19 protein-coding genes are annotated in these 23,471 nt (G+C 38.7%); 17 read left to right on the top strand and 2 right to left on the bottom strand.

Features of this window, described 5'->3' with window-relative positions; translation table 11 throughout:
- Positions 1 to 10: 10 nt before the first annotated feature.
- From R3X28_RS15995 to R3X28_RS15915, 17 genes are all read left to right on the top strand, one after another.
- Positions 11 to 1,543, top strand: a complete 1,533-nt coding sequence (locus R3X28_RS15995) for a RagB/SusD family nutrient uptake outer membrane protein (protein ID WP_317665656.1) — start codon at positions 11 to 13, stop codon at positions 1,541 to 1,543.
- Between the two features lie 8 nt (positions 1,544 to 1,551).
- Positions 1,552 to 3,264, top strand: a complete 1,713-nt coding sequence (locus tag R3X28_RS15990) for a LamG-like jellyroll fold domain-containing protein (RefSeq protein WP_317665654.1) — start codon at positions 1,552 to 1,554, stop codon at positions 3,262 to 3,264.
- 55 nt (positions 3,265 to 3,319) lie between these two features.
- Positions 3,320 to 4,693, top strand: a complete 1,374-nt coding sequence (locus R3X28_RS15985; protein ID WP_317665653.1) for a glucoamylase family protein — start codon at positions 3,320 to 3,322, stop codon at positions 4,691 to 4,693.
- Positions 4,686 to 6,071, top strand: a complete 1,386-nt coding sequence (locus tag R3X28_RS15980) for a glucoamylase family protein (protein ID WP_317665651.1) — start codon at positions 4,686 to 4,688, stop codon at positions 6,069 to 6,071. The genes R3X28_RS15985 and R3X28_RS15980 overlap by 8 nt, the downstream gene beginning before the upstream one ends.
- A 64-nt stretch (positions 6,072 to 6,135) precedes the next feature.
- Complete coding sequence (gene bglX, locus R3X28_RS15975) at positions 6,136 to 8,418, top strand: beta-glucosidase BglX (RefSeq protein WP_317665649.1); 2,283 nt, start codon at positions 6,136 to 6,138, stop codon at positions 8,416 to 8,418.
- 4 nt (positions 8,419 to 8,422) lie between these two features.
- Positions 8,423 to 10,054, top strand: coding sequence for a sulfatase (locus tag R3X28_RS15970; RefSeq protein WP_317665647.1), 1,632 nt, complete (start codon positions 8,423 to 8,425; stop codon positions 10,052 to 10,054).
- Positions 10,055 to 10,430: 376 nt separating this feature from the next.
- Positions 10,431 to 11,699: a hypothetical protein gene (locus R3X28_RS15965; protein WP_317665645.1), complete on the top strand. Its 1,269-nt coding sequence runs from the start codon at positions 10,431 to 10,433 to the stop codon at positions 11,697 to 11,699.
- 252 nt (positions 11,700 to 11,951) lie between these two features.
- The gene (locus R3X28_RS15960; RefSeq protein WP_317665643.1) at positions 11,952 to 12,422 is read left to right on the top strand and encodes a hypothetical protein; all 471 of its coding nucleotides are present in this window, start codon (positions 11,952 to 11,954) and stop codon (positions 12,420 to 12,422) included.
- A gap of 437 nt (positions 12,423 to 12,859) precedes the next feature.
- Complete coding sequence (locus R3X28_RS15955) at positions 12,860 to 13,798, top strand: SDR family NAD(P)-dependent oxidoreductase (protein ID WP_317665641.1); 939 nt, start codon at positions 12,860 to 12,862, stop codon at positions 13,796 to 13,798.
- Between the two features lie 111 nt (positions 13,799 to 13,909).
- Positions 13,910 to 14,869 carry an alpha/beta hydrolase gene (locus tag R3X28_RS15950; RefSeq protein ID WP_317665639.1) on the top strand — a complete coding sequence of 320 codons (960 nt, stop codon included), beginning with the start codon at positions 13,910 to 13,912 and terminating at the stop codon, positions 14,867 to 14,869.
- Positions 14,870 to 14,968: 99 nt separating this feature from the next.
- On the top strand, positions 14,969 to 15,427 hold the full coding sequence (locus R3X28_RS15945) for an SRPBCC family protein (protein ID WP_317665637.1): 459 nt from the start codon (positions 14,969 to 14,971) through the stop codon (positions 15,425 to 15,427).
- Positions 15,428 to 15,453: 26 nt separating this feature from the next.
- Positions 15,454 to 15,864, top strand: coding sequence for a nuclear transport factor 2 family protein (locus R3X28_RS15940; protein ID WP_317665635.1), 411 nt, complete (start codon positions 15,454 to 15,456; stop codon positions 15,862 to 15,864).
- A 387-nt stretch (positions 15,865 to 16,251) separates the two neighbouring features.
- Positions 16,252 to 17,163: a helix-turn-helix domain-containing protein gene (locus R3X28_RS15935; protein ID WP_317665633.1), complete on the top strand. Its 912-nt coding sequence runs from the start codon at positions 16,252 to 16,254 to the stop codon at positions 17,161 to 17,163.
- 7 nt (positions 17,164 to 17,170) lie between these two features.
- Positions 17,171 to 17,836 carry an NAD-dependent epimerase/dehydratase family protein gene (locus R3X28_RS15930; RefSeq protein WP_317665631.1) on the top strand — a complete coding sequence of 222 codons (666 nt, stop codon included), beginning with the start codon at positions 17,171 to 17,173 and terminating at the stop codon, positions 17,834 to 17,836.
- Between the two features lie 116 nt (positions 17,837 to 17,952).
- Positions 17,953 to 18,903, top strand: a complete 951-nt coding sequence (locus tag R3X28_RS15925; protein WP_317665629.1) for an SDR family oxidoreductase — start codon at positions 17,953 to 17,955, stop codon at positions 18,901 to 18,903.
- A 9-nt stretch (positions 18,904 to 18,912) separates the two neighbouring features.
- Positions 18,913 to 19,824: a helix-turn-helix transcriptional regulator gene (locus R3X28_RS15920; RefSeq protein WP_317665627.1), complete on the top strand. Its 912-nt coding sequence runs from the start codon at positions 18,913 to 18,915 to the stop codon at positions 19,822 to 19,824.
- A 3-nt stretch (positions 19,825 to 19,827) separates the two neighbouring features.
- Positions 19,828 to 20,343, top strand: a complete 516-nt coding sequence (locus tag R3X28_RS15915) for a hypothetical protein (protein ID WP_317665625.1) — start codon at positions 19,828 to 19,830, stop codon at positions 20,341 to 20,343.
- A 788-nt stretch (positions 20,344 to 21,131) separates the two neighbouring features.
- On the opposite strand, the gene R3X28_RS15910 is transcribed toward R3X28_RS15915, so the two are convergent.
- The gene (locus R3X28_RS15910; RefSeq protein WP_282055924.1) at positions 21,132 to 21,854 is read right to left on the bottom strand and encodes a hypothetical protein; all 723 of its coding nucleotides are present in this window, start codon (positions 21,852 to 21,854) and stop codon (positions 21,132 to 21,134) included.
- Positions 21,855 to 21,873: 19 nt separating this feature from the next.
- Positions 21,874 to 23,460, bottom strand: coding sequence for a RagB/SusD family nutrient uptake outer membrane protein (locus tag R3X28_RS15905; RefSeq protein ID WP_154366911.1), 1,587 nt, complete (start codon positions 23,458 to 23,460; stop codon positions 21,874 to 21,876).
- Positions 23,461 to 23,471 lie beyond the last annotated feature (11 nt).

The following is a 23,471-nucleotide window of genomic DNA, read 5'->3' as shown; positions in this document are numbered from 1 at the left end:
TATCGGACAAATGAAATCAACGATTTATATAAAATGTTTACTTCTTGTTTGCGGTTTGTACTTGGCAAGCTGTGACAATAAGTTAGACGAAGACGCAGAACTTAGGTCGTATCAAAATGATATTGATTACTCTAGTGAGGATGGTGCTTATGGGGCCCTTGTGGGGGCTTACCAAACCTTCCAGAGTGTTGGCTGGGAACAGATCCCGTTAATAGCCGTAAGAGGGGATGATGTGAATGCAGGAGGTCTTGGGGACCAACAAGGCTTTGCGGATACCGATAATTATACCTACGATTACAATTATTGGATGTACAATTCCCTTTGGGAAAACTGGTTTCAGGATATTACGCAGATAACATCCCAGATAGAGCAGTTGGAACTGTATAGGGAAGCAGGGGTCAATAGTGGTTTAATAGATCAATACATTGCTGAGGCCAAGACTTTGAGAGCTTTTATTACATTGGAACTATCTAGGGTCTTTGGAGATGTATATAAGATTGAAAGTACTGACCAGACGGCCATTACGGTAGAAACCAAAGATGATTTGATGCAATGGATATCCGATCAGATGAATGAGGCGATTCCGGATTTATTGGATGTGGCACCTAGCAATAGAGCCGATATCCCTGGCGGAATCACCAAATACACAGCTTTGGCGGTACAGGCTATGGCCAAATTGGAACTAAAAGATTATCAGGGTGTTGCAGATGCCACAGGGGCAATCATCAACTCCGGTAAATTTGTGCTCTATGATGATTTTTATCAATTGTTCAAGATACCCGGAAAATTATGTAATGAGAATATCCTAGAGATTCAATATTCCGATTTTGGTCAATCTTCAGGTGATAATGAAGCACATTTATTTGCATTTTATGGTCCTCAAAACTGGACTGCGGCAGTACCTGAAGCTACCAGCGGTTGGGGATTTTACGAACCTAGTTTTAAGTTCATCAAATTTATGCTCGACCGTGGGGAAACCATTAGGTTAGAGACCAGTGTTTTGTTTACTGATCGTGGGATAGATGAAATACAAACAGATTCCGATTACTCCGATTTACCAGACTTTGTCAGCAATACCACTAGGGATGGGGATATTATAAATGATTATTCCAGGGCCTATTTCGCGAGTGGTAAGCACTATTTGCCCTCAATCCAATTAACTGAAGGTAGAACAACCTATGGTACAAATAAGAATTATACGGTAATCCGTTATGCAGAAGTTCTTTTAATGTATGCGGAAGCATTGACACGTGGTGCCTCGGGTACAGCAGGATCTGCCGATGATGCCGTGAATTTAATCAGGACTAGGGCAGATATGGGCACCTTAAGCGGGGTTACCAGCGATGATGTAATGGACGAGAAATTTGCAGAATTGGCCATGGAATGGGGAATACGGTATTATGATATGATACGATTAGGGAAAACATCGGAATTGAGCTATGATGGTAGAACCTTTACCGAGGACAAGGCATATTTGCCCTATCCATTGGAACAATTGGATGTAAGTCCAATACTAGACGATTATAATAACCAAAATAACTAAACGAAATCATGAAAAATATTATAAAATCAATTTGGTTTGTTCTAGGACTCTTGGTGGTCTCATGTGATGATGGTATTGACCCATTAACGTATGTTGATCCAGGAGAGGATGCCACGGCTCCCCAAATCACGATAAATTCACCTACCGATGGTATGGAGATCAAAGTCTTTGAAGATGTAACCGTTTTAGATGTTAGTATAGAGGTTACCGACGATATTGAGATCAAGGATATCATCGTATCATTGGATAATACTGAAATTGCTTCATTTAATAGTTTTTTGGATTATAGGATTGCCATTGAGGAATTTACCTATGACAACCTTGAAAATGGTAGCCACACCCTTACGGTAACGGCTAATGACCTCGATGGTAAAACTTCGACTACCTCAGTAGCTTTTTCTAAAGAACCACCTTATACACCGTTATTTGATGGAGAATCTTTCTATATGGCCTTTGATGGGGATTATAGGGATCAGATAGGTTTCCAATTGGCAACCGAGGTCGGCACCCCAGGATTCCTTAATCCGGGATATGAGGGCATAGGGGCTTATTTGGGGGCTACCGATTCATATTTGACCTTCCCGTCAGAAGGTCTGATGTCCGATGAATTCAGTGCTACTTTTTGGTATAAAATCGATGCGGATCCCTTGGATGCGGGAATATTGGTAATTAGTGATGATGATGACCGTAAACAAGGACTTAGGTTGTTTCGCGAAGATAATGGGGATGATCAACGAATTAAATTGAACGTTGGTACCGGTATAGGGGAAAGTTGGAATGATGGTGATCTCCTGGATCCATCATTGGGACAATGGGTTCATATAGCCATTACGATTTCAAGTACTAAAAACACTATATATTTCAATGGTGTAGAGGTAAACTCCTCTGATATGTCGGCTCCCATAGATTGGACGGGTTGCGAAGAGTTCACAATTGCCTCAGGTGGTGATACATTCAGTTATTGGGGACACGGATCGGACAATAGTGCTATAGATGAACTTAGGTTTTACACAAAAGCGCTGTCTACAGACGAAGTAGTTAATATTTACGGAGGGGAATTGGAAGAGGAATATTTTGGTTCAACTTTATATATGCCTTTCGATGGTTCCCATACCGATTTGGTGAATAATACAGTACCAACGATTGTAGGAACTCCTGGTTTTACAGATGAAAGTAAAGTAGGGACAAATGCTTATGCCGGTGCAACTGATTCTTATCTCACCCTTCCGATAACCGGGTTGTTCGGCACTCAATTCAGTGGGGCATTTTGGTACAAAGTAAGTGCGGACGCCGATAGGGCAGGGATTTTAACCGTTGCTCCACCTATGATCGGTACGGACAATGATCTTTCTGCTGGCTTTAGGTTGTTCAGGGAAGGGGATTCCAGTGAACAACGAATAAAAATTCATGTTGGGGCTGTTGAAGACAACGTATGGAATGATGGTGATGTAATCGATGTTACCGCAGGGGAATGGGTTCATATAGCGTTCACGGTATCTGAAACCGAGACCAAGATCTATTTCAACGGTACCGCCGTGGCCAATACGGGTGACATGACCGATAAGACCATGAATTGGGACAACTGTTCCATTTTGTCCATTGGTTCCGGAGCACCCAATTATATAGGTTGGAACCATCTATCGGATACCAGTTATATAGACGAGCTTTATTTGTTCGATAGGGTTCTGTCCATTGAGGAAATACAGGCCTTAATGGAATAGTGGTGGGTAAGAAAATTTGAGTTGAGTTAGTTTGAGTTAGTTTTTAATATATTTTATGAGATTTATTTTGATTACAATGGCCGTTACAAGTTTGTTTGTTAGTTGTAGCGGTCATTCTTCTAAAAAGAAAAAAGCAGAATCGGAATCGAAAGTCGATACTTGGTATTTGTCCGAGAACAACCAATTGATGGATACTTTGCAAAAACAGACCTTCGAATATTTTTGGGAAGGAGCGGAACCTATTTCAGGTCTTGCCCGGGAACGTATTCATTTAGATAATATTTACCCTACCCACGATAAGGATATTATTACCATTGGCGGTTCAGGTTTTGGGCTTATGGCCATTCTGGTAGGTGTTGAGCGTGGTTTTATAACTAGGGAACAAGCGTTGGAACGTTATGAACGAGCCATTGATTTTTTGGCAAAGGCAGATCGTTTTCATGGTGCATGGCCCCATTGGCTGATGCCCTCTGGTAAAGTGGCCCCTTTTAGTGCCAAGGATGATGGTGGGGATTTGGTAGAGACCGCATTTTTGATACAAGGGATGTTGACCGTTAAAGAGTATTTTAATGATGGAAATGACAGGGAAAAAGAGTTGGCCAATAAAATTCAAAAGCTTTGGGAAGAAGTTGAATGGGATTGGTATACCCAAGGAGGTCAAAACGTGCTGTATTGGCATTGGTCGCCTACACACGGTTGGGAAATGAATTTTCCGGTAGGTGGGTATAATGAAGCCTTGATCATGTATGTATTGGCGGCGGCATCACCAACCCATGCCATAAACAAAGAAGTGTATGAACAGGGATGGGCAAGAAATGGGGCTATCCAAAAAGATACCGTTTTTTATGGCCTACCAACTATACTAGACCATTATGAGCATGATGCTTCACCGGTGGGACCATTATTCTGGGCACATTATTCGTACTTAGGATTGGATTCCAACGGACTCACGGATCAATACGGTGATTATGAAAAATTGAATGTGAACCACGCCCGGATCCAGTATAAATATGCTGTGGACAATCCCAATGATTATAAAGAATATGGTGAAAATTGTTGGGGGCTAACCTCTAGTTATTCCATAAATGGTTATGCCGGTCATAGGCCCGATCACGATTTAAGTGTAATTTCCCCTACTGCGGCCCTTTCATCCATGCCGTATACGCCCAAGGAAAGTACGCAGTTCTTAAAATATTTGTATAAGGAACAAGATTCTTTAATCGGTAAATACGGGCCTTATGATGCTTTTAGTCTTGAAAAAAAATGGTATTTGCCCCGATATTTGGCCATTGATCAAGGACCTATACCAGTGATGATAGAAAACTATAGATCAGGGATGTTGTGGAAGTTGTTCATGAAGAATGAAGAGGTACTGAACGGACTAAAAAAATTGGGATTCAATTCACCATATTTAAATAATAATGAATAAGACCCTAGGTTATTACCTTTTAACGATATTGATATTATGGTCCTGTTCCGGTAGTGATGATTATACCTATGTTCCAACAGAATTACCGAATGAGTCGGAGGAAACCGTTGATGAACCCGAAATCACCGATGCGGAATTGTTGGATCTTATCCAGGAAACCACCTTTAAATATTTTTGGGATTTTGCCGAGGTCAATTCCGGTTGTGCCCGGGAGCGTTACCATCCGTTTGATACTTCCAATAATGCCAATGTGGTGACCACGGGGGGTACCGGATTTGGATTGATGGCCATTATTGTCGGTATCGAAAGGGGATTTATCTCGAGGGAGGAAGGAGTGGAACGATTTGATAAAATACTGTCCTTTTTAGCTGCTGCGGACCGATTTCATGGGGCTTGGCCCCATTGGATCAACGGTACATCCGGGGAAGTGATCCCTTTTAGTACCGAGGATGATGGAGGTGATTTGGTAGAAACCGCCTTTTTGGCACAAGGACTTATTTGTGTATATGAGTATTTAAAGGAGGGAACCGATAGTGAACGATTATTGGCAGAAAAGGCCAATGATTTGTGGAAAGGGGTAGAGTGGGATTGGTATACCCAGGATCAGGAGGTTCTGTATTGGCATTGGAGTCCGACCTATGATTTCTCCATCAATATGGAACTCACGGGGTACAATGAGGTATTGATCGCTTATGTAATGGCGGCCGCATCTTCGGATCATGGTATCGGCAAAGAGGTCTATACCTCTGGTTGGGCTTCTAATGGGGGGGTATTATCGTCGAATACTGCCTATGGTTATCCGCTCTTGGTTAAGCACAATGGTGCGGAAAATTATGGCGGACCTTTGTTTTGGTCCCACTATTCCTATCTAGGGCTTAATCCAAAGGAATTATCTGATGATTATGTGAATTATTGGAACGTTAATCTAAACCATTCTAAAATCAACTACAATCATTGTGTTGAAAACCCAAACGAATATGAGGGGTATGGGGAAGATTGTTGGGGGCTTACAGCGAGTTATTCTCGAAATTCAGATGGTACTACCGGCTATGCGGCCCATAAGCCCGAAAACGATCTTGGGGTTATTTCCCCGACGGCGGCCATAAGTGCCATGCCCTATACACCCGATGAATCTATGGCGGCATTGCGATATTTTTATAAAAACAAGGATAAATTATTGGGTGTTGCAGGGTTTTATGATGCCTTTAGCCCCGAATATGATTATTGGGTGGCAGAGGCTTATTTGGCCATTGACCAAGGTCCACAGATCATCATGATAGAAAACTATAGAACAGGATTATTGTGGAACCTTTATATGCAAAATACTGATGTAAAGGCTGGTCTTGATAAATTAGGTTTTAATTATGCCGGGAAATAGTCTATACTTTTTCAGAACCCAAAAATATTATCATGGTTATTCTCTCAATAAAGAACGATTACAAATGAAGAAAACAAAAGTCTTACTACCATTCATATTATTTTTATTGGTTCTTGTTGCCACAAGGGCACAGGAACAAACCCCTATTCCGGAAGTGGAAGAGCTTTTGGGCAAAATGACCTTACAAGAGAAAATAGGACAATTGAATTTGGTGACCCCTGGGGGTGGTATTGCTACCGGGGCCGTTGTTAGTGAAAATGTGGAAGCCAAGATAAAGGCTGGGCAAGTTGGGGCCCTCTTTGGGATTGCCGGACCCGAGAAAATCAAAAAGGCCCAAGAATATGCAGTAAATGAAACCCGCTTGGGTATTCCATTGTTCTTTGGATCCGATATTATACATGGATATAGAACTACATTTCCCATCCCGTTGGGACTATCCTCAAGTTGGGATATGGATTTAATAGGGGAGGTTGCCCGTATTTCGGCCTCGGAAGCTACCGCGGACGGAATCAATTGGAATTTTTCCCCAATGGTAGACATTGCCCGTGATCCCAGATGGGGTCGCGTTGCGGAAGGAGCAGGGGAAGACCCCTATTTGGGTAGTGCTATTGCACAGGCCATGGTCAAAGGGTATCAAGGTGCCGACTTAACCGCAGCCAATACCATGATCGCATGTGTTAAGCACTTTGCATTATATGGAGCTCCGGAAGCGGGTCGTGATTATAATTCCGTGGATATGGGTAGGTTGAAAATGTACAATCAATACTTGCCACCCTATAAAGCGGCCATTGATGCCGGTGTTGCAAGTGTAATGACCTCCTTTAATGATGTAGACGGTATCCCGGCAACGGGTAATAAATGGTTATTGACAGAATTGTTGAGAAATGAATGGGGATTTAATGGGTTTGTAGTTTCGGACTATACCTCTGTAGGTGAAATGATCGAACATGGTATGGGTGATATGCAACAAGTTTCCGCCTTGGCACTCAAAGCAGGGTTGGATATGGATATGGTTAGTGAGGGTTTATTGAATACCCTTGAAAAATCCGTTGATCAGGACATTGTTTCGGAAGAAGAGATAACCAATGCCTGTAGAAGGATTTTAGAAGCCAAGTACAAATTGGGACTTTTTGAAGATCCTTATCGTTATATAAATCCCAAACGTGCAAAAAAGGAAATACTTACCCAGGAAAATAGAAAAACCGCAAGGGAGTTTGCAGCACGATCCTTTGTACTGTTAAAAAACCACAATGAAATCCTTCCATTAAAAAAAGAAGCTAAAATAGCATTGGTGGGCCCTTTGGCGGATAGTAGGAGCAATATGTTGGGTACTTGGTCGCCAACAGGAAAGCATGAATTAGCCGTAACCATTATCGAAGGATTCAGAAATGTGGCCCCAAAGGCCAAAATCAATTATGCAAAAGGGTCCAATATTGTTGATGATAAAGATTACGCAAAACGCATCAATGTATTTGGCCAACGTATCGACATCGATAAGCGATCACCGGAAATCATGTTAAGGGAAGCCATTGAAGCTGCCGAAGCATCGGATGTGGTGGTGACAGTGGTAGGGGAGGCCACGGAGATGAGTGGTGAATCGTCAAGTAGAACGGATATTTCCATTCCCGAAGAGCAGAAAAAATTGATACGTGCCATGGTGGCAACGGGCAAACCCGTGGTTTTGGTTTTAATGAGCGGTCGTCCCCTAACAATTCCAGAGGAGTTTGAACTTCCAGTTTCCATCCTACAAGTATGGCACCCCGGAATCGAAGCCGGAAATGCAATAGCGGATGTGGTTTTCGGTGACTATAATCCTTCAGGGAAATTAACTTCGACTTGGCCTAGGAACATTGGTCAAATACCTATTTATCATAGTATGAAGCGAACCGGTAGACCATCTTCTACACCTGATGCATATGAAAAATTCAAGTCTAATTATCTCGATGTTTCCAATGCTCCTTTGATTCCGTTCGGTTTTGGTCTGAGTTATACCAAGTTTGCATACTCGGATCTTAAAGTAAGTAAAAATGAAATCGGTTTTGGGGAAGATTTGGACGTAAGTGTAACTGTCAAGAACACCGGTGATATGGATGGGGAAGAAGTGGTTCAATTATATCTACGTGATGTGGTAAGAAGTGTAACTCCCCCAGGAAAGCAGTTGAAAGGGTTTAAAAAAATCTTTTTGAAAAAAGGGGAAACCAAAAGAGTCACCTTGACCTTACGCCCCGATGATCTTAAATTTTATAATAGCAGTTTAGAGTTTGTGGCGGAACCAGGTGATTTTGAGGTTTTTGTTGGAACGAATTCCGAGAAAACCTTAAAAACAGGCTTTACACTCAAAAAGTGACCAGATGTTTAAAAAGGTATTGTATTTCTCGATTATGGGGTTATTGTTCCTTAGTTGTAAGGATAGGACCAAAGATACGGAAGAGGAAAAGAATCCTCCGAACATCATCTTTATTATGGCAGATGATCATGCTGCACAGGCCATTAGCGCTTATGGGCATGAATTGGGGAAATTGGCCCCAACCCCGAATATTGATCGGTTAGCCGATAATGGAGCCCTTTTTACGAATAGTTTCTGCACCAATGCGATCTGCGGGCCCAGTAGGGCAGTGATTCTGACAGGAAAGTTTAGCCATATCAATGGTTTTCGTATGAACGGTGATAAGTTCGATGGGAGTCAACCCACCTTACCCAAATACTTAAAGCAAATAGGATATAAAACAGCAGTAATAGGTAAATGGCACCTTAATGGGGAACCAATGGGATTTGATTATTGGGATATCTTAAATGACCAGGGAAACTACTACAATCCCGAATTTATCAAAGGCAAGGATACAACACTTACCTATGGCTATGCTACGGATTTGATTACAGAAAAAGGATTGGATTGGTTAAAAAGTGAAACAGGTTCTGGGAAACCTTTTTTCTTGATGCTGCATCAAAAGGCACCACATAGGAATTGGATGCCGGCATTGAGACATTTAAATAAGTATGATTCTGTTACATTTCCATTGCCAAGTACTTATTTCGCTTCCCATAAAGGGCAACAGGCCGCTTCGGAACAGTTGCAGACCATTTACAAGGATATGTACGAAGGGCATGATTTAAAAATGAGCAAGGAGTTGGGTAGTGATGAATTGGCTCATAACCCATGGACCACCGATTTTGACCGCATGACCCCTGAACAAAGAAAACAGTGGAACTCGGCGTATAGGGATAAGAATGATACTTTTCATAAGGCAAAACTTTCAGGAAAAGAGTTGGCCGAATGGAAAGGACAACGTTATTTACAGGAATATTTGGCTACTATAGCAGCTGTTGATGAAGGTGTGGGTAAAGTCCTTGACTACCTTAAGGAATCCGGTTTGGAAAAAAATACATTGGTGGTATATACCTCCGATCAGGGATTCTTTTTAGGTGAAAAAGGTTGGTTCGATAAACGATTCATGTATGAAGAATCATTGAGAATGCCTTTGTTGATGCAATTGCCAGAAATCATAAAACCGGGGACACGAATAACGGGAATGGTCCAGAACTTGGATTTTGCCCCAACGTTTCTCGATTTGGCCGGAGGACATGAATATACCCAAAATATGCAAGGGGAATCATTCAAGGCACTGTTAGAGGGAAAAACAGAAGATTTTAAAAACGTGATTTATTATCATTATTATGACTACCCTGCATTTCATATGGTTAAAAGACATTATGGGGTACGTACTAAACGCTATAAGTTGATACATTTTTATGATGATATCGATAGTTGGGAATTTTATGATTTGAACAAAGATTCCCTTGAATTGCATAATGCGATAAATGAACCATCTTACAAGGACATTATCGTTGATTTAAGACAAAAGCTCGATAGTGTCCAAAAACATTATGGAGTATCGGCCAAAGAGTTCGAAACCAGTCCCAAAGAAAAAGTAGATAAGGCTTATGATCAATTTAAAAGATTAAGGGGAATACCTATGAAATAGATTTTTTGTTAGCCTTGGATAAATGATTTATTAGAACAATACCGATTATTATCGGCCATGCGATGATAAACATTCGTTATATCTTGAAGTGCGTTTTGTTCCTTTTATCCAAAAACGCCAAAGGTACTGTCAATATATATTTCGCAATAAGATACCAAGTAATCCTAGAAATCCTAACCCTACTTTTTTTGTAGGGTTCGGTTATGTTTTACCTTTTAAACTGGTATAAATTCGATTACTCCTCAGAATAAAAATTCGATAACCTTCGTTTTATATTTTCTATTGCGGAGAAATGGGTACGCTCCGTTCTTCTGTTTTAAATCTATAATTAAACCCATCTTAAAAAATTCAGTCTTATATATAAATAAAGGTTTTTATGAGACAAACGGTATTAATTATCATGATTTGCTTGCTTTGTGTTCATTGCTCAAAAAAGGATGATGATGTTGCTATTGAAAGCCCAAATTCGGAAATTGATGTCAGGGTTGGCGATTTTTCGGTAAACTATGTAAATCCCGAAATTTCACCACGGGATAATTATATGATTTGGATGGAGCTTGATACCATCAATGGTGTGACAGGAAAAGTCTGGCAATGTGGTTTAGATCCAGAGACAGGAGATTTAATTCCCGCGGATGGTAAAGGATATAGTCCTTTTACTTCTAATATTTATGCCCGTCCTGCAGATTGGGGAATAGATAATCTAGGTGTTTTTTATGTTGGGGCTACAGATTATGGACAAATAATAATGGTGAGACCAACAAGTCCTACTTCTGCATCTGTTGTCAATATTGAGGCGCCCATTGACAATAAGAGAAGAGTATTCTATCCTTCACAACTTCCTAACGAAAACAAAAGATTCGTGCTTTATATATTAAATGATGTTATCAATGGGTTTTCTTCGAATTATCCTCAAAACACAAAATTTCAGTTGAGACTTCTAGATTTGGACAATCCAACAAATGATTATTTAATAGAAGAGCAACCGAGTGTCTTTCCCTTGATTGTACCAATGGATGTCATTGTTCCGAGATGGGTCAAAGGTAGTTCGTTTCTTACCTATGGTTATAAAGATATAAATGGCATCGTGCAAGCAAAGGAATACAATGCACTTAAACCGACCGATCCCGCAATTCCAGTAACAAATGATTCATCTAATAAAGTTGATGGAAATACTGTGCTCAACCCATCGAATGGGAGTCAATATTTTATTAGTGGTATAAATTCTACAAATACGGCACATATTTATAAAAGATCGTCGTTCGGGGCTATGTTCGTTCAAAATGAAGTTGTTACACCAACATCGGTAAATCTTGACGCGCCCGCTTTGAACCAGTCGCATGAACCTATTATTTTTAATGGGCAGTTTTATTCGGCATTTCAAATTAATAATAGCGGAAATAATTTTGCACAAACCGCATTTAACAAACCCGGGGAAATTTGGTTAACTACCGTGGATAATCCAAACCAACAAATGTGGCTTTTAAGTGACTTTGATATTACGCTTAATGTATCCGAACCAGAAGCTTATGTCGGTAATGAAAAAGTATGGGTGTTCTACTCTGCAGCTACATTAGATGATTCCCCTTCGTTTATAAATAGAAAGTACCAATTGAGAAGATGTGAAACACCAATAAATCAATAACATTGAACGCAGACATGGTATTACGGACTTTATTTGATGGTTATACTTTACTGAAAAAAACAGACATTGGATAAAAACACGCACTACCTGCGACACCTGGTAAAATTTATTGCGAGTGCTGACCAATTTACGAATCCCGACGCATCGGGACTAGTAGAATTGGTATGTGGTTCGTATGTGCTAAATTAGGTCTTTATACCACAGAGCTAACCTTGAACAAACATATTGTAAGGCATTAAAATATCTGCATATATGAACTTATTTGACCATTTGGCAATTACTTTTGAAAGTATCGTGGCCGATGTTGGAATTGCGGAATTGAAAACACTATTGGATGTGGAACAAAAAAGTTTTTCCCTTCAATGGCTTTCGGATAATAAGTTCATGATAAGCTTGAATTCCTCTATTGGAACGAACTATGTTTTTGATATAAATAACAATGCGAAAAGTGCGGTAATAGCATATGGAACACTGTCTGAATTAACAGAGGATAAGACGGATATAGTATTAGTCACAAAGTTTAAGTACGGATTGCTTATGATCCTGGTTATTCCTATAATCATGTTGATTCTTGAGCTTACAATGGATTTAGGGATACCCGTGCCTTTTTACTTTGTTTTTCCTTTGGTCTTTATCTTGGTTCTATTTATCTTCAGGAGCGAGGAAAAAAGACTCTATCGCAATTTCAGGGAATATCTATACTCTGAAAACCATAAGGTATGATCGTTTTAATAATGGGAAACGTCATTGGCCTCTCCTAAACGGAAATCCCTGTTTTTTGGCAATGACCTGGTATTGAACGGATTAGTCCTGTATTGCCAACACCCCAATTTACCCATTGCTAACACGGCTGCCGTACAACAGGTTATGGCCGAACCATATACATAACAACATTGAATCCCGATGGGAACTTGAAAATGGGAATGAAAATATTAGTTCTTTGAGTGAAGTGAGGTGCAAGAAAAATAATATTTTCTGACCCTTCTACCCTCCAGGATAGTTGGGTCCGCAATGTACGCTATGTTTTTCAGTGTATGCATGGGCACTTTTAAAGTTCTATAAAGACTTTTCCGGAAAATGTATACCTACTTCCTTAAAATATATACATATTCAAAAGCCTTTCAATAGAAATTTGCAATGTAATCTTAAAAAGAAGAACCATGGCAAATTCTAAACTTGGGATATTAGTAAACTTATTTCTTCCGCAACGAAGAAAACCTAATCCCGAATATGCAATCCCTGAAAAGTACAAAAATTTAGAAGGAAAAACCATTGTTTTTACCGGAGGGACTGACGGTATGGGGCGTGTGGCGGTAGAAATGCTTTATGAAATGGGAGCTCATGTTGTAGTTCTTGGGCGCAATAAAACAAAAATAGAAAATGTAATCAATGAAATAATCAAAACCGGAGGTTCAGGTAAATTAGGTTTTCAAATTTGCGATTTGGCTTCTATGGATAGTGTTAAAAATTGTGCTGAACAAATTTTAGCACAGTATAGCAAAATTGATGTTTTAATTAATAATGCTGGTATCAATATGACAAAACCAACATTTACTTCTGATGGTTTTGAGACCAATTGGGCAGTCAATTATTTAGGAGGTTTTCTATTAACTAAGCTTTTACTTCCAAGAATCCAACAGTCATCACCTTCGCGTATTGTGAATCTTACGACCAATACCGCCTTTATCGACCATATTGATTTTGATGATATACAATCAAAACCAAACTTTGATACGGGTGATGCCTATACGCAAGCAAAACTCTCGATGAACATGTTTTCTATTGATTTGGCTAAAAAGCTTGAAGGAACGGGAGTAACTGTAAATTATCTGTATCCAGGATATATAAAATCAAATCTACTGAGCAACCTTGAAGGGCCAGAAAAGATGATGCAGTTTTTTATGAATGTAATGGCATCGCCTACAGAAGTAGGTGCAGACCGGATTATTCGATTAGCAATTTCATCTGAGTACGAAGGCAAAACGGGTGTTTATGTCTATGAAGATATAATCAAACCTCCACACAAGGAGGCTCAAATTGAATCTAAGCGAAATCACTTGAAAAAGATTAGTGAAAAGGCACTGAAAAAGTGGTTGTAAGAAAACAATCAAGTAATACGGAAAAAGTATACATCCTTCCCTAAAATATATACATGCGAGCCTATCCGATTATGGAAATTTATAGCGTACAAAATTTTAAAATAAAGTAAAATGGAAAATCGAGAGGAAACATTAAAAACAGAAAAGTTCATTAGAAAGAATGTAACCTTTAAAAGTGTTGGTTCTACTATTGAGGGTCATCTTTACTTCCCTGTAGATACCGACTTTAATATGAAATATCCGGCTATTGTTACCGGAGGACCAATGGCAACTATCAAAGAACAGTCACCTGGTGTTTTTGCCAAAGCTTTGGCCGAAAGGGGTTTTATTGTTTTGGCCTTTGACTACAGGACTTTTGGAGAGAGTGAAGGGGAACCCAGACAGTACGAAGACCCAGCATCGAAGACAGAAGATATACAAAATGCGATTAGCTTTTTAGTTGCCCATAAAAATGTTGATAGTAATCGTATTGGTGCTTTGGGAATATGTAATAGCTCATCATACATAGCCGATGCATTGCAAAGTAATAGACGAGTAAAGGCTTTTGGTACTGTCAGTGGTCACTTTAGCTTGCGCGAAGCAACGGTTACAAACCCCTTAGTGCCTGAAGAAATGAGAAAGGCTATGTATGCTAAATCAGAAGAAGCAAGACAGCAGTACTTTGAAACAGGAATCGCTGTGCCCGATGATATGCTTATGCCCGATATGAACGAAGCGCCACCTGTAGAAGCTGGGATTTTTATTTGTGAACAATACGATTATTATTTTCGTCGTAGAGAAGCGGAATGGCCAACTTACACCAACCACCTGGTGCCTTTTTCATTTGGGCAGATTGCACGCTCACATGGCCTCGACTATGCTGGCCAAATAGCTATTCCTTATCTAGGTGTTGTGGGAGAGAAAGCCTTTACACGTGAATTTACTGAGCGCTTTATTAAAGCGAAAACACATGGACCTGCTGAAATTAAAATCATAAAGAACGGTACTCATTTTAGCACCTACGACAAGCCAGAATATGTAGCAGAAGGAGCTGATGCTTTAAGCGCATTCTTCAATAAACACTTAGTTTGATCAATTCCGGAAAAAGTATTCGTCAATCCTTAAAATGTATTCAAGTACGAATGCCTAAATTATGAAATTTGCAGGGTAATATTTATTAAATGGAAGACGATGGCAGAGTCAAAAACCACATTCGAGTTCACTCATTTCTATCCAGGGTTTGAACCACGGAAGTTTTGGGAATTTCATGTAGACCATGAATGGTATACCCAGTCTGATATAATGATCGGTGAGGTTGCATTACTCAAAGAAGGTGAAGGACACCCATCAGGTTTGGGAGCGGTACGAAAACTAACCATCGGAAATATAAAGCTTGAAGAAGATATTGTTGGCTATGATGCTCCCAATTATTTTAGTTATGCGGTCCGCCCCGGTGGAATGCCGGTAAAAAACTATGTAGGTGAGTTCTTCTTTGAATCTAAGGATAATGGACTACTTCTAACCTATAAAGGTAGTTTTTCCCCCAAACCATTTGGCACAAATTGGTTGTTCAAATACATATTTAGTTCACGTATGCGTAAAATGGTGCCTATTTGGGAAAAGGGTTATAAGGTGTATCATAAATTGTAGTTCAACGGAATAAAAAAGAGAATAAAATGGAAAATTCACAAAAGCAATTAGAAGAAAACAAAGCTATAGTAAATGCAGTATTTAAAGCCATTACAGATGGTAACTGGAGTTATGTAACAGAAACATTTGCCGATGATGCGAAAGTTTGGGTAGCTGGTGATATGCCTATTTCAGGGAATCACACCAAAGATTTTGTACGAGGTTTAGAAGCAGGAAATCCGGCTATGTTTCCCAATGGAATGTCTCTTACTCCAAAAGCTATGACTGCCGAAGGCGACCGTGTTGCTGTTGAAGCTGAAACCTATGGAGAGCATTTTAGCGGCAAAACATATAACAACTTTTTCCATTTTTTATTAGTAATACGTGATGGTAAAATACAGGAGTGGAAAGAGTATATGGATACGAAACATGCCAGCTATACATTCTTTGGGGAATAAGCGTGATAATCGAAAGTTTTACGGCGGGCCCTGGGACTGGATAAACCGCAGCAGTTAAACCGAAAGCAAGGGATTCAAAAGATTTCAGCAATGCATTTTATATTGGGTTCAACCAAGAAATTTTCAATAGGCACTTCAAGTACGGCATTTAAGCCAAAAATAGCTGCTGACGAAGTAAATGTATTCTAGGGAGGTACTGGTTGTTATGGTTAAGACGGCTTATTATTACCTTATAATAAATAAATAAAGGAACAGCTGCTAATTTTATTGGCTTGAACATAGGGATGGCAGGGCATGAAAGTCTTCAATGGCTTTCAAGTAAAATTATCATTCGGGGAAGTAACAAATATCAAAACCTAAAAGTTCATAAAGCATTATTTTTATAGTATGGAAAGTATAATCAATATAAATCTAATTTCCGAAGTACATAAGGTATTGGAACTCCAAAGTCCGCAGCACCCCCTAATTTCGATTTTTTCTACAAGTGATAATCCTAATGTTGAAGTGCACAATGGTAAATATAGGGTAAACCTCTATATGATAAGTCTAAAAACGATGAAGTCGTGCGAAATGCTTTATGGTCGTAATTCTTACGATTATCAAGAAGGAACTTTGATCTATACTGCTCCTGGGCAGGTTATTTCTTTTGAAGCTGGACAAGAAAATAGTGTGGAAAAAGAAGAAGGTTGGACAATTGTGTTTCATCCCGACCTGATCAGGCATTCGAATCTCGCCCATACCATTTCTAAATATTTATTTTTTGATTATGGAACCCATGAAGCTTTGCATGTATCGGAAAAAGAAAAACGTATTCTCCTTGAACTGATCAATAATATTAAAAGAGAGATTAGTGATAATATAGATAAGCATTCCCAAGAACTCATTAACATTAACTTAGAAAGTTTGTTAAAGTACAGTAACCGCTTTTATGACCGTCAGTTTTATACAAGAACAAACCTTAATAAAGGCTACCTGGTTCGATTTGAAAAATTCCTGAAAGATTATTTTGCATCGGGGTTATTAATAAATCAAGGCCTACCGACAGTACAACAATGCGGGGAGGCTCTCAATATGTCGGGCTACTATTTGAGTGATCTGTTAAAGGTGGAAACCGGGAAAAGTACAAAAGAACATATTACATTGTATATGGTTGAGCAGGCTAAAACAAAACTTCTGGGATCAAACTCATCTGTTAGTGAAATTGCTTTCGATTTTGGTTTTGAATATCCACAGCATTTCAGCAAACTTTTTAAATCGAAAACAGGATACAGCCCAACGGAATACAGAACTTTAAACTAGAAACGAAATGAAAGCTATAATAACAGGTTCAACAGGAATGTTGGGTAAAGGGGTTTTACTGGAGTGTATTGATGACCCTTCGGTAGATCAGGTATTACTTATTAATCGAAAACATTTAGATATATCCCATCCCAAGGTTAAAGAAGTTATTCATAAAGATTTCAGGGACTTTACCTCAATAAAAGGGCAACTTGAAGGTTACGATGCATGTTTTCATTGTATGGGAGTGTCAAGTGCCGGAATGAGCGAAGAAAAATTTACTGAAATTACATATACCATGTCAAAAGCTTTAGCAACAGTATTATATAGCATAAACCCTAACATGGTTTTTAATTATGTGTCGGGAGCAGGTACTGATAGTACAGAGGAAAGTAGCACAATGTGGGCACGTGTAAAAGGTAAAACCGAAAATATGATTTTGAATATGGGGTTTAAAGATGCCTATATGTTTCGTCCTGGGGCTATTTTACCAGAACGTGGTACAAAATCGAATACAAAATTATACCATATGCTCTATGTTGTTACCCGTCCATTATTTCCATTAATGAAGCGGATGAAATCGGTCACTACAACCACAAGAATAGGTAGGGCAATGATTAATTTATACGATCACCCTCAATCATTGAAGCATTTGGAAGGGGCTGATATTAATATGGTGGCAGATATTCAGTAGATAAATCCACCTCAATCCACCAAAAAGTATACAACATTCGAAAATTTGTATACGTACCTTAGACCAGATGCATCCGATCTTTGTCCTATTCTTTAAAACATATAAAACAGGCAACAATGCAGACAAATACATTTGGCAAAAAAGGGTGGACACCCGATAGAATCAAAAATTTAAAAGGCAAAACATACGTCATAACCGGCACTACAAGTGGAACAGGGTTTGAAGCAGCCAAAATCTTGCTATCAAAAGGAGCAAAGGTGGTAATGCTCAATAGAAACCAAAAAAAATCAGAAGATACTATTGCAGTTTTAAAACAAGAACTTGGTAATGCTATAGATGTAACATCCATACAAATGGATTTGGCTGAGCAAGCTTCCATTAAAAAAGCGGCTGGGGAAGTTCTTGAAACAGTATCGAAGATTGATGCACTAATTTGTAATGCTGCAATTGCCCAAGTGCCCAAACAAACATTTACGGTTGATGGTTTTGAAAGCCAACTTGGCGTAAACCACTACGGCAACTTTTTATTGCAAGGAATGCTTTATCCACAAATTGAAGCATCTGAAGGTAGAATAGTCGTTGTTGGTAGTATGGGGTATAATCTAGGAATCAAAACCATACAGTTCGATGATATGAACTGGGACAGGAACTATGGTCCCAATGATGTATACAGCCAAAGTAAGTTAGCACAGATCATGTGTGTTTACGAATTACAGGATAGATTAAAAAAAGCCGGGAAAACCAATGTAAAAGTGTATGCCTGCCATCCAGGTGCTTCCAGAACTTCACTCATTAAGACCAGCGGCAGTTTAATGACACGCTTTATTTGGCAATTAATGAAGTTGTCCCCATTGGTACAATCAGCGGAAAAAGGCGCTTATCCACAAGTGATGTGTGCCACAGAACCGAACCTTGATCAAAATGGTTTTTACGGCCCAACTGGTAGAAATAACTGGACAGGTCCCGTAGGAGAACATAAATTGGAGCCACACGCCAAAGATAAAGCGGTAGCCAAGAGACTATGGGAACTTTCAGAAAAGGAAACAGGTGTAAAATGGAATATCTAAATTTGTAATATGCAACATTTCAAAACATTATCATCGTATTTGGATTATATAGGACTGCCTAGACCAGAGCACCCTATGTTGAGTGTGTTCAATTCAAAAGGTGATGGTTATTTGCCTTGTCCAAGGGAAAGTTCACCACCTATTACAAATGATTGTTATTCCATTAGTTTTAAAAAATATGTAGACGGAAATTTAAACTATGGTAGAACAAAGTATGATTTTACGAACGGGGCTTTGATATGTATTGCACCGAGACAAGTGTTACAATGGGACAATAGTGTGGTCTTTGAGCAAAAAGGTTTTTCAATAAACTTTCACGAAGATTTTTTAAAAGGAACCGAACTTGCACAACAGATCAAAAAATACGGTTTCTTTTCGTACGCGGTAAATGAAGCGTTACACCTTTCCCCCAAAGAAGAAAAGCAGTTGGGGTCCATAGTGGAAAATATTGAGATAGAGTATCAAAACAACCACGATGCATTTAGTAAAGACATTATTGTTTCCCATTTGGACACGTTATTAAAATATGCCAATCGATTTTATGAAAGACAGTTTTTAAACAGGAAAGAACTGTCTAATGATTTATTGGAAAAGTTCAATAAGCAAATATCGATTTATTTAGAATCCGGTCAACTACAGGAAAAGGGTATTCCGAGCATAGAACAAATCGCGGATGAAATGTCGGTATCACAACGTTATTTAAGTGATACACTTAAAAAAGAAACGGGTAAAACCACAACAGAGCATTTACACTTGCATTTAATAGATGAAGCAAAGAATATTTTATTACAACCCGACAAGAGTATTTCAGAAGTGGCTTATGAATTAGGGTTTGAATATCCACCTTATTTTTCTAGATTGTTTAAAAAGAAAGAAGGTATAAGTCCAACCGAATTTAGAGATAAATATAAACTTAATTAAGCTATGGAATTATTAAAATTAGCCACTGAATGGGCGAAATCCGAAGTTTTTTCAACACGTTTCTTCATCCTTTTTGCACTTTTGTTTTTAGTTGGAAGCGTTGGGTTTTGGCAGTTGGGAAAAACGGATTTGGCAAAGGCATACATTATACCGACATTGGTGGCAGGTGTTTTACTTATGACCATAGGACTTGGTTTATTTTACACCAACAAATCAAGGATTACCCAATTTGAAAATGCTTTTAATGCTGATGCTCCTGCCTTTTACCAATCTGAAATTGAACGTACCGAAAGTACATTAAAGGAATACACAGTTGTTTTCAAGGTCATTCCAATTCTAATAATTATTGCCGCATTAATAATATTACTCATTAATGCACCAACTTGGCGGGCTATTGGTATCACAACAATTGCCATGCTAATCATCATCATGTTAGTTGACGGAACCGCATACGCAAGAATGGAAACTTACCATAAAGAATTGAAATTGATGAATATAGGAATTGAAGTCGAAAAATAACTGTACATATCATTTTAAACCTTTATATAAGGCTTTTCTCTGACAAAAGAGACCGAAATATGCCACCGTTAGAGGTTTTCTCACTTCCTTACTTTTATTTAACTACGTTTAAAACTTTCTGTAAAATGAAAAACCCATAACTCTCGTTATGGGTTTCTTTTTGCGGAGAAAGAGGAACTATCCTAAAGTTTCTAACTAGCCGAAATACAGTAATTTATCGTATTTGGTAGATGTTTTACGCACCGATTTACGCACCGAACATGTAACTGTATGATAAACAGTGTTTTAAACTGGTGTTTTTTTGAAAACAGAACGCGAGTTTCAAATTCTTGATAAAAAGAATAATAGCTCATCAACCAATCTGGAAAAATATTATTTTTCAAACTTTAACATTCATTCAATGAAAATTATGAAGTTTGGATTGTTTTTTCTTAAACTTCTAAAGCTAAAATATTGTTTACAATAAATGGGTAATTCTTATTGCATTCTAATTCAGAAATGTGGTATATAATTTTGATTGATTTGGTATGTGTATTTTATTTAAAAATTTACTAACAGAATCCTGCATCATTTATTTAATATAGTTAAACGGCACTATTAACAATAAACCTAAAAAATAGTGATTAAAATCATTAATCGGATACGGCGAAACAATGCTATTTTATATTAATGCTATTAAGAAAAAACCCCTTTACAGTAATTTTCATTACTATAAAGGGGATACTAGTGACTAACTCAATAAACTCTAACTATAATATTTCCATTTTTATTCTACGAATATTCATAGATTAATAGGGCTGATTTCTAACCGGGTCATTAAGTATATGACCAACACCATTGGAAAAGACGTAGTTGTGGTTACGTACGTTTTCATTCCAACCTCCAGAATAAGCTGAACTTGGTAATGGAGCACCTCTGTCATTTACTTTGATATCCCAATCTTCATCCCTACTATAAGCAATTAAGCCATCATCACCGGGAACGAGTGTTTGAAAAACGTAAAAGGTCCCGGTAACCCCTAAAGTTGGAACTTGCAGAACATAATCCATAGTGATGTGATATTTTAGTATTGTTCTTAGTTTTTCCAGTTTTTCCGGTGTATCCACAAACTCCATCAACTCATCCGGAGTTAGGTTGGTTTCAGCATCTTCCAAAGCCGTACCACTAAGACCAGTCACTATTTGATTGACATTTCCTGCTCCTTTGAAAGCATTATTGTTCAATAACAAATAGGTTCTTAGCGTATCCGCAGTTTGATTAAAGACATCGATCATTTCCGCTTTCCTTATGGCCGCTTCCATATATTGAAAGTGTTCGCCATCTAAGGTGCCATCTTCATTTACACCATTTAAAGACTCAATAAATTCCCATGCGGTATTATTTTCAAATGGATCTGAAAATACGGCTCCACTTTCGAAATTATAGGTGTCCTGAACCTCTAGGTCACATGAAATGAGCGATATACCTATGCATAGTAGTAATACAAATTTTATTTTAACAAATGTTTTCATACGTATTATTTTTTTTATTTTAATATCCTGCATTTTGAGATAATAAAGGATTTTCCAAGAGATGGTCGTTATGAATTGGCCATAATAATCGCTCTTGGGTCAATGGATCAGAAATACCCCTAGCTTGTATAATAGGAGTCAAAGTTTCTATGGCCTTATCATTTCTGACCAAATCCCACCATCTTTTAGCTTCACCAAATAATTCAAAGCGACGTTCCTCTAATATAAAATCAAGACGTTCAGCTTGGGTTGCCCCAAATTCCATTGCATCCACTTGGGGTAATTGCCTTGCCGTTCTGATATCATTTATGAGCTCCAATGCCCTTGTTCCGTCGGCATTAAGATCATTCTCAATTTCGGCCAATAATAGAATCATATCAGCATAACGGTACACTACTACGTCGGTTTCATCCTCATTGGAAGGATACACCGTATCACCCCATTTTCCAGTTTTTGCCTCTCCTGTAAGAAGTGAACCTAATCCGGAGTAACCACTTTGGCGAGAATAAAAATATCTCCAATCCCCATAATTAAATCGTTCTTCTTCCATGGTACCCCCCATACCATCGTCTACAATCACTGTTCTTGTGGTAGCGGGATCAACACCAGGATATTTTGTTACCCATGCTGTTGAGTCTGTAGGAAACTTTTCGACCCACTTAGCTTCAACGTCGGGCGACATAAGGTAGGATGGAATTCCACCACGGAATAATTGCGCAATTCCCGATCTGTTCGGATTTCCTGAGCCAGCTTCTTCGCCTACAGCATCATATTTAATGGAAAAAATCAATTCCGGTCCCGTTTGTATCTTTCCAAAGGGTTCATCATCGGTATTACTATTGTAAAACAGATCCCTCCATTCCTGTGGTGTTGTAACCAAACGGTGCGTTCCTAGGTCGATTAAGGATTCTATTGCCGTTTTTGCCTTTGGATAATCTTTTAAATACAGATATACCTCGGCTTGAAGCGCATAAATGCTTGATTTGGAAAATCTAAATTCAGCAGACGGGATTGTGCTAAGTTCTTGAGCTCTGATCATATCAGGAATAACTATATCATTGATTATCGTGCTGGCATCGGTAACTGGTTTGAATGAATCATCGAATCCGTTAACAGGCTCTGTAAAAACGGGAACATCGCCCCAAACCCTCACTGCATCAAAGTACGATTTTGCCCTAATAGCAAGTGCCTCTGCAACGTAATCTTCATTATACCCAACAATATTTGGAGCATTGTTGATTACCGCATTGGCTCTAAGTACCGTAGCGTACAAATCTCCCCACCTAGCAGCTCCGTTCCCTGCAGATATTACGTTATTGGCTATTTCATCGTTATTTGCACTGGCACCTGTTGGCAAATGATTATCGGCCCTAAATTCGCCCCAATAAAAATATTGATCTTTATAGAATGCCTGCATCCCATCATAGACAGATGTTAATGCTGCGAACAAATCATCATTGTTTTCATAAAATGAGTCCTTGCCTATATCACTAATAGGCTCTTCATCTACCAAATCATCACATGACCATGCTCCAATCATAAGTACTAAAGCACATGTGGCAATTTTAAAGTTCTTTAAATCTTTATATTTTATATATTTCAACATAGCTCTTTTTT

The organism is Maribacter sp. TH_r10 (genome assembly GCF_033101095.1).
GTDB classification, from domain to species: Bacteria; Bacteroidota; Bacteroidia; order Flavobacteriales; family Flavobacteriaceae; genus Maribacter_A; species Maribacter_A luteus.
This window is presented reverse-complemented; position numbering and strand designations above follow the sequence as displayed.

What these genes read in the sequence shown, in the direction of transcription:
- R3X28_RS15945 (WP_317665637.1), top strand. Translation starts at nt 14,969, where the DNA reads ATGGCAGAGTCAAAAACCACATTCGAGTTCACTCATTTCTATCCAGGG.
- R3X28_RS15985 (WP_317665653.1), top strand. Translation starts at nt 3,320, where the DNA reads ATGAGATTTATTTTGATTACAATGGCCGTTACAAGTTTGTTTGTTAGT.
- R3X28_RS15940 (WP_317665635.1), top strand. Translation starts at nt 15,454, where the DNA reads ATGGAAAATTCACAAAAGCAATTAGAAGAAAACAAAGCTATAGTAAAT.
- R3X28_RS15955 (WP_317665641.1), top strand. Translation starts at nt 12,860, where the DNA reads ATGGCAAATTCTAAACTTGGGATATTAGTAAACTTATTTCTTCCGCAA.
- R3X28_RS15920 (WP_317665627.1), top strand. Translation starts at nt 18,913, where the DNA reads ATGCAACATTTCAAAACATTATCATCGTATTTGGATTATATAGGACTG.
- R3X28_RS15935 (WP_317665633.1), top strand. Translation starts at nt 16,252, where the DNA reads ATGGAAAGTATAATCAATATAAATCTAATTTCCGAAGTACATAAGGTA.
- R3X28_RS15990 (WP_317665654.1), top strand. Translation starts at nt 1,552, where the DNA reads ATGAAAAATATTATAAAATCAATTTGGTTTGTTCTAGGACTCTTGGTG.
- R3X28_RS15915 (WP_317665625.1), top strand. Translation starts at nt 19,828, where the DNA reads ATGGAATTATTAAAATTAGCCACTGAATGGGCGAAATCCGAAGTTTTT.
- R3X28_RS15970 (WP_317665647.1), top strand. Translation starts at nt 8,423, where the DNA reads ATGTTTAAAAAGGTATTGTATTTCTCGATTATGGGGTTATTGTTCCTT.
- R3X28_RS15965 (WP_317665645.1), top strand. Translation starts at nt 10,431, where the DNA reads ATGAGACAAACGGTATTAATTATCATGATTTGCTTGCTTTGTGTTCAT.
- R3X28_RS15925 (WP_317665629.1), top strand. Translation starts at nt 17,953, where the DNA reads ATGCAGACAAATACATTTGGCAAAAAAGGGTGGACACCCGATAGAATC.
- R3X28_RS15910 (WP_282055924.1), bottom strand. Translation starts at nt 21,854, where the DNA reads ATGAAAACATTTGTTAAAATAAAATTTGTATTACTACTATGCATAGGT.
- R3X28_RS15995 (WP_317665656.1), top strand. Translation starts at nt 11, where the DNA reads ATGAAATCAACGATTTATATAAAATGTTTACTTCTTGTTTGCGGTTTG.
- R3X28_RS15930 (WP_317665631.1), top strand. Translation starts at nt 17,171, where the DNA reads ATGAAAGCTATAATAACAGGTTCAACAGGAATGTTGGGTAAAGGGGTT.
- bglX (WP_317665649.1), top strand. Translation starts at nt 6,136, where the DNA reads ATGAAGAAAACAAAAGTCTTACTACCATTCATATTATTTTTATTGGTT.
- R3X28_RS15950 (WP_317665639.1), top strand. Translation starts at nt 13,910, where the DNA reads ATGGAAAATCGAGAGGAAACATTAAAAACAGAAAAGTTCATTAGAAAG.
- R3X28_RS15905 (WP_154366911.1), bottom strand. Translation starts at nt 23,460, where the DNA reads ATGTTGAAATATATAAAATATAAAGATTTAAAGAACTTTAAAATTGCC.
- R3X28_RS15960 (WP_317665643.1), top strand. Translation starts at nt 11,952, where the DNA reads ATGAACTTATTTGACCATTTGGCAATTACTTTTGAAAGTATCGTGGCC.
- R3X28_RS15980 (WP_317665651.1), top strand. Translation starts at nt 4,686, where the DNA reads ATGAATAAGACCCTAGGTTATTACCTTTTAACGATATTGATATTATGG.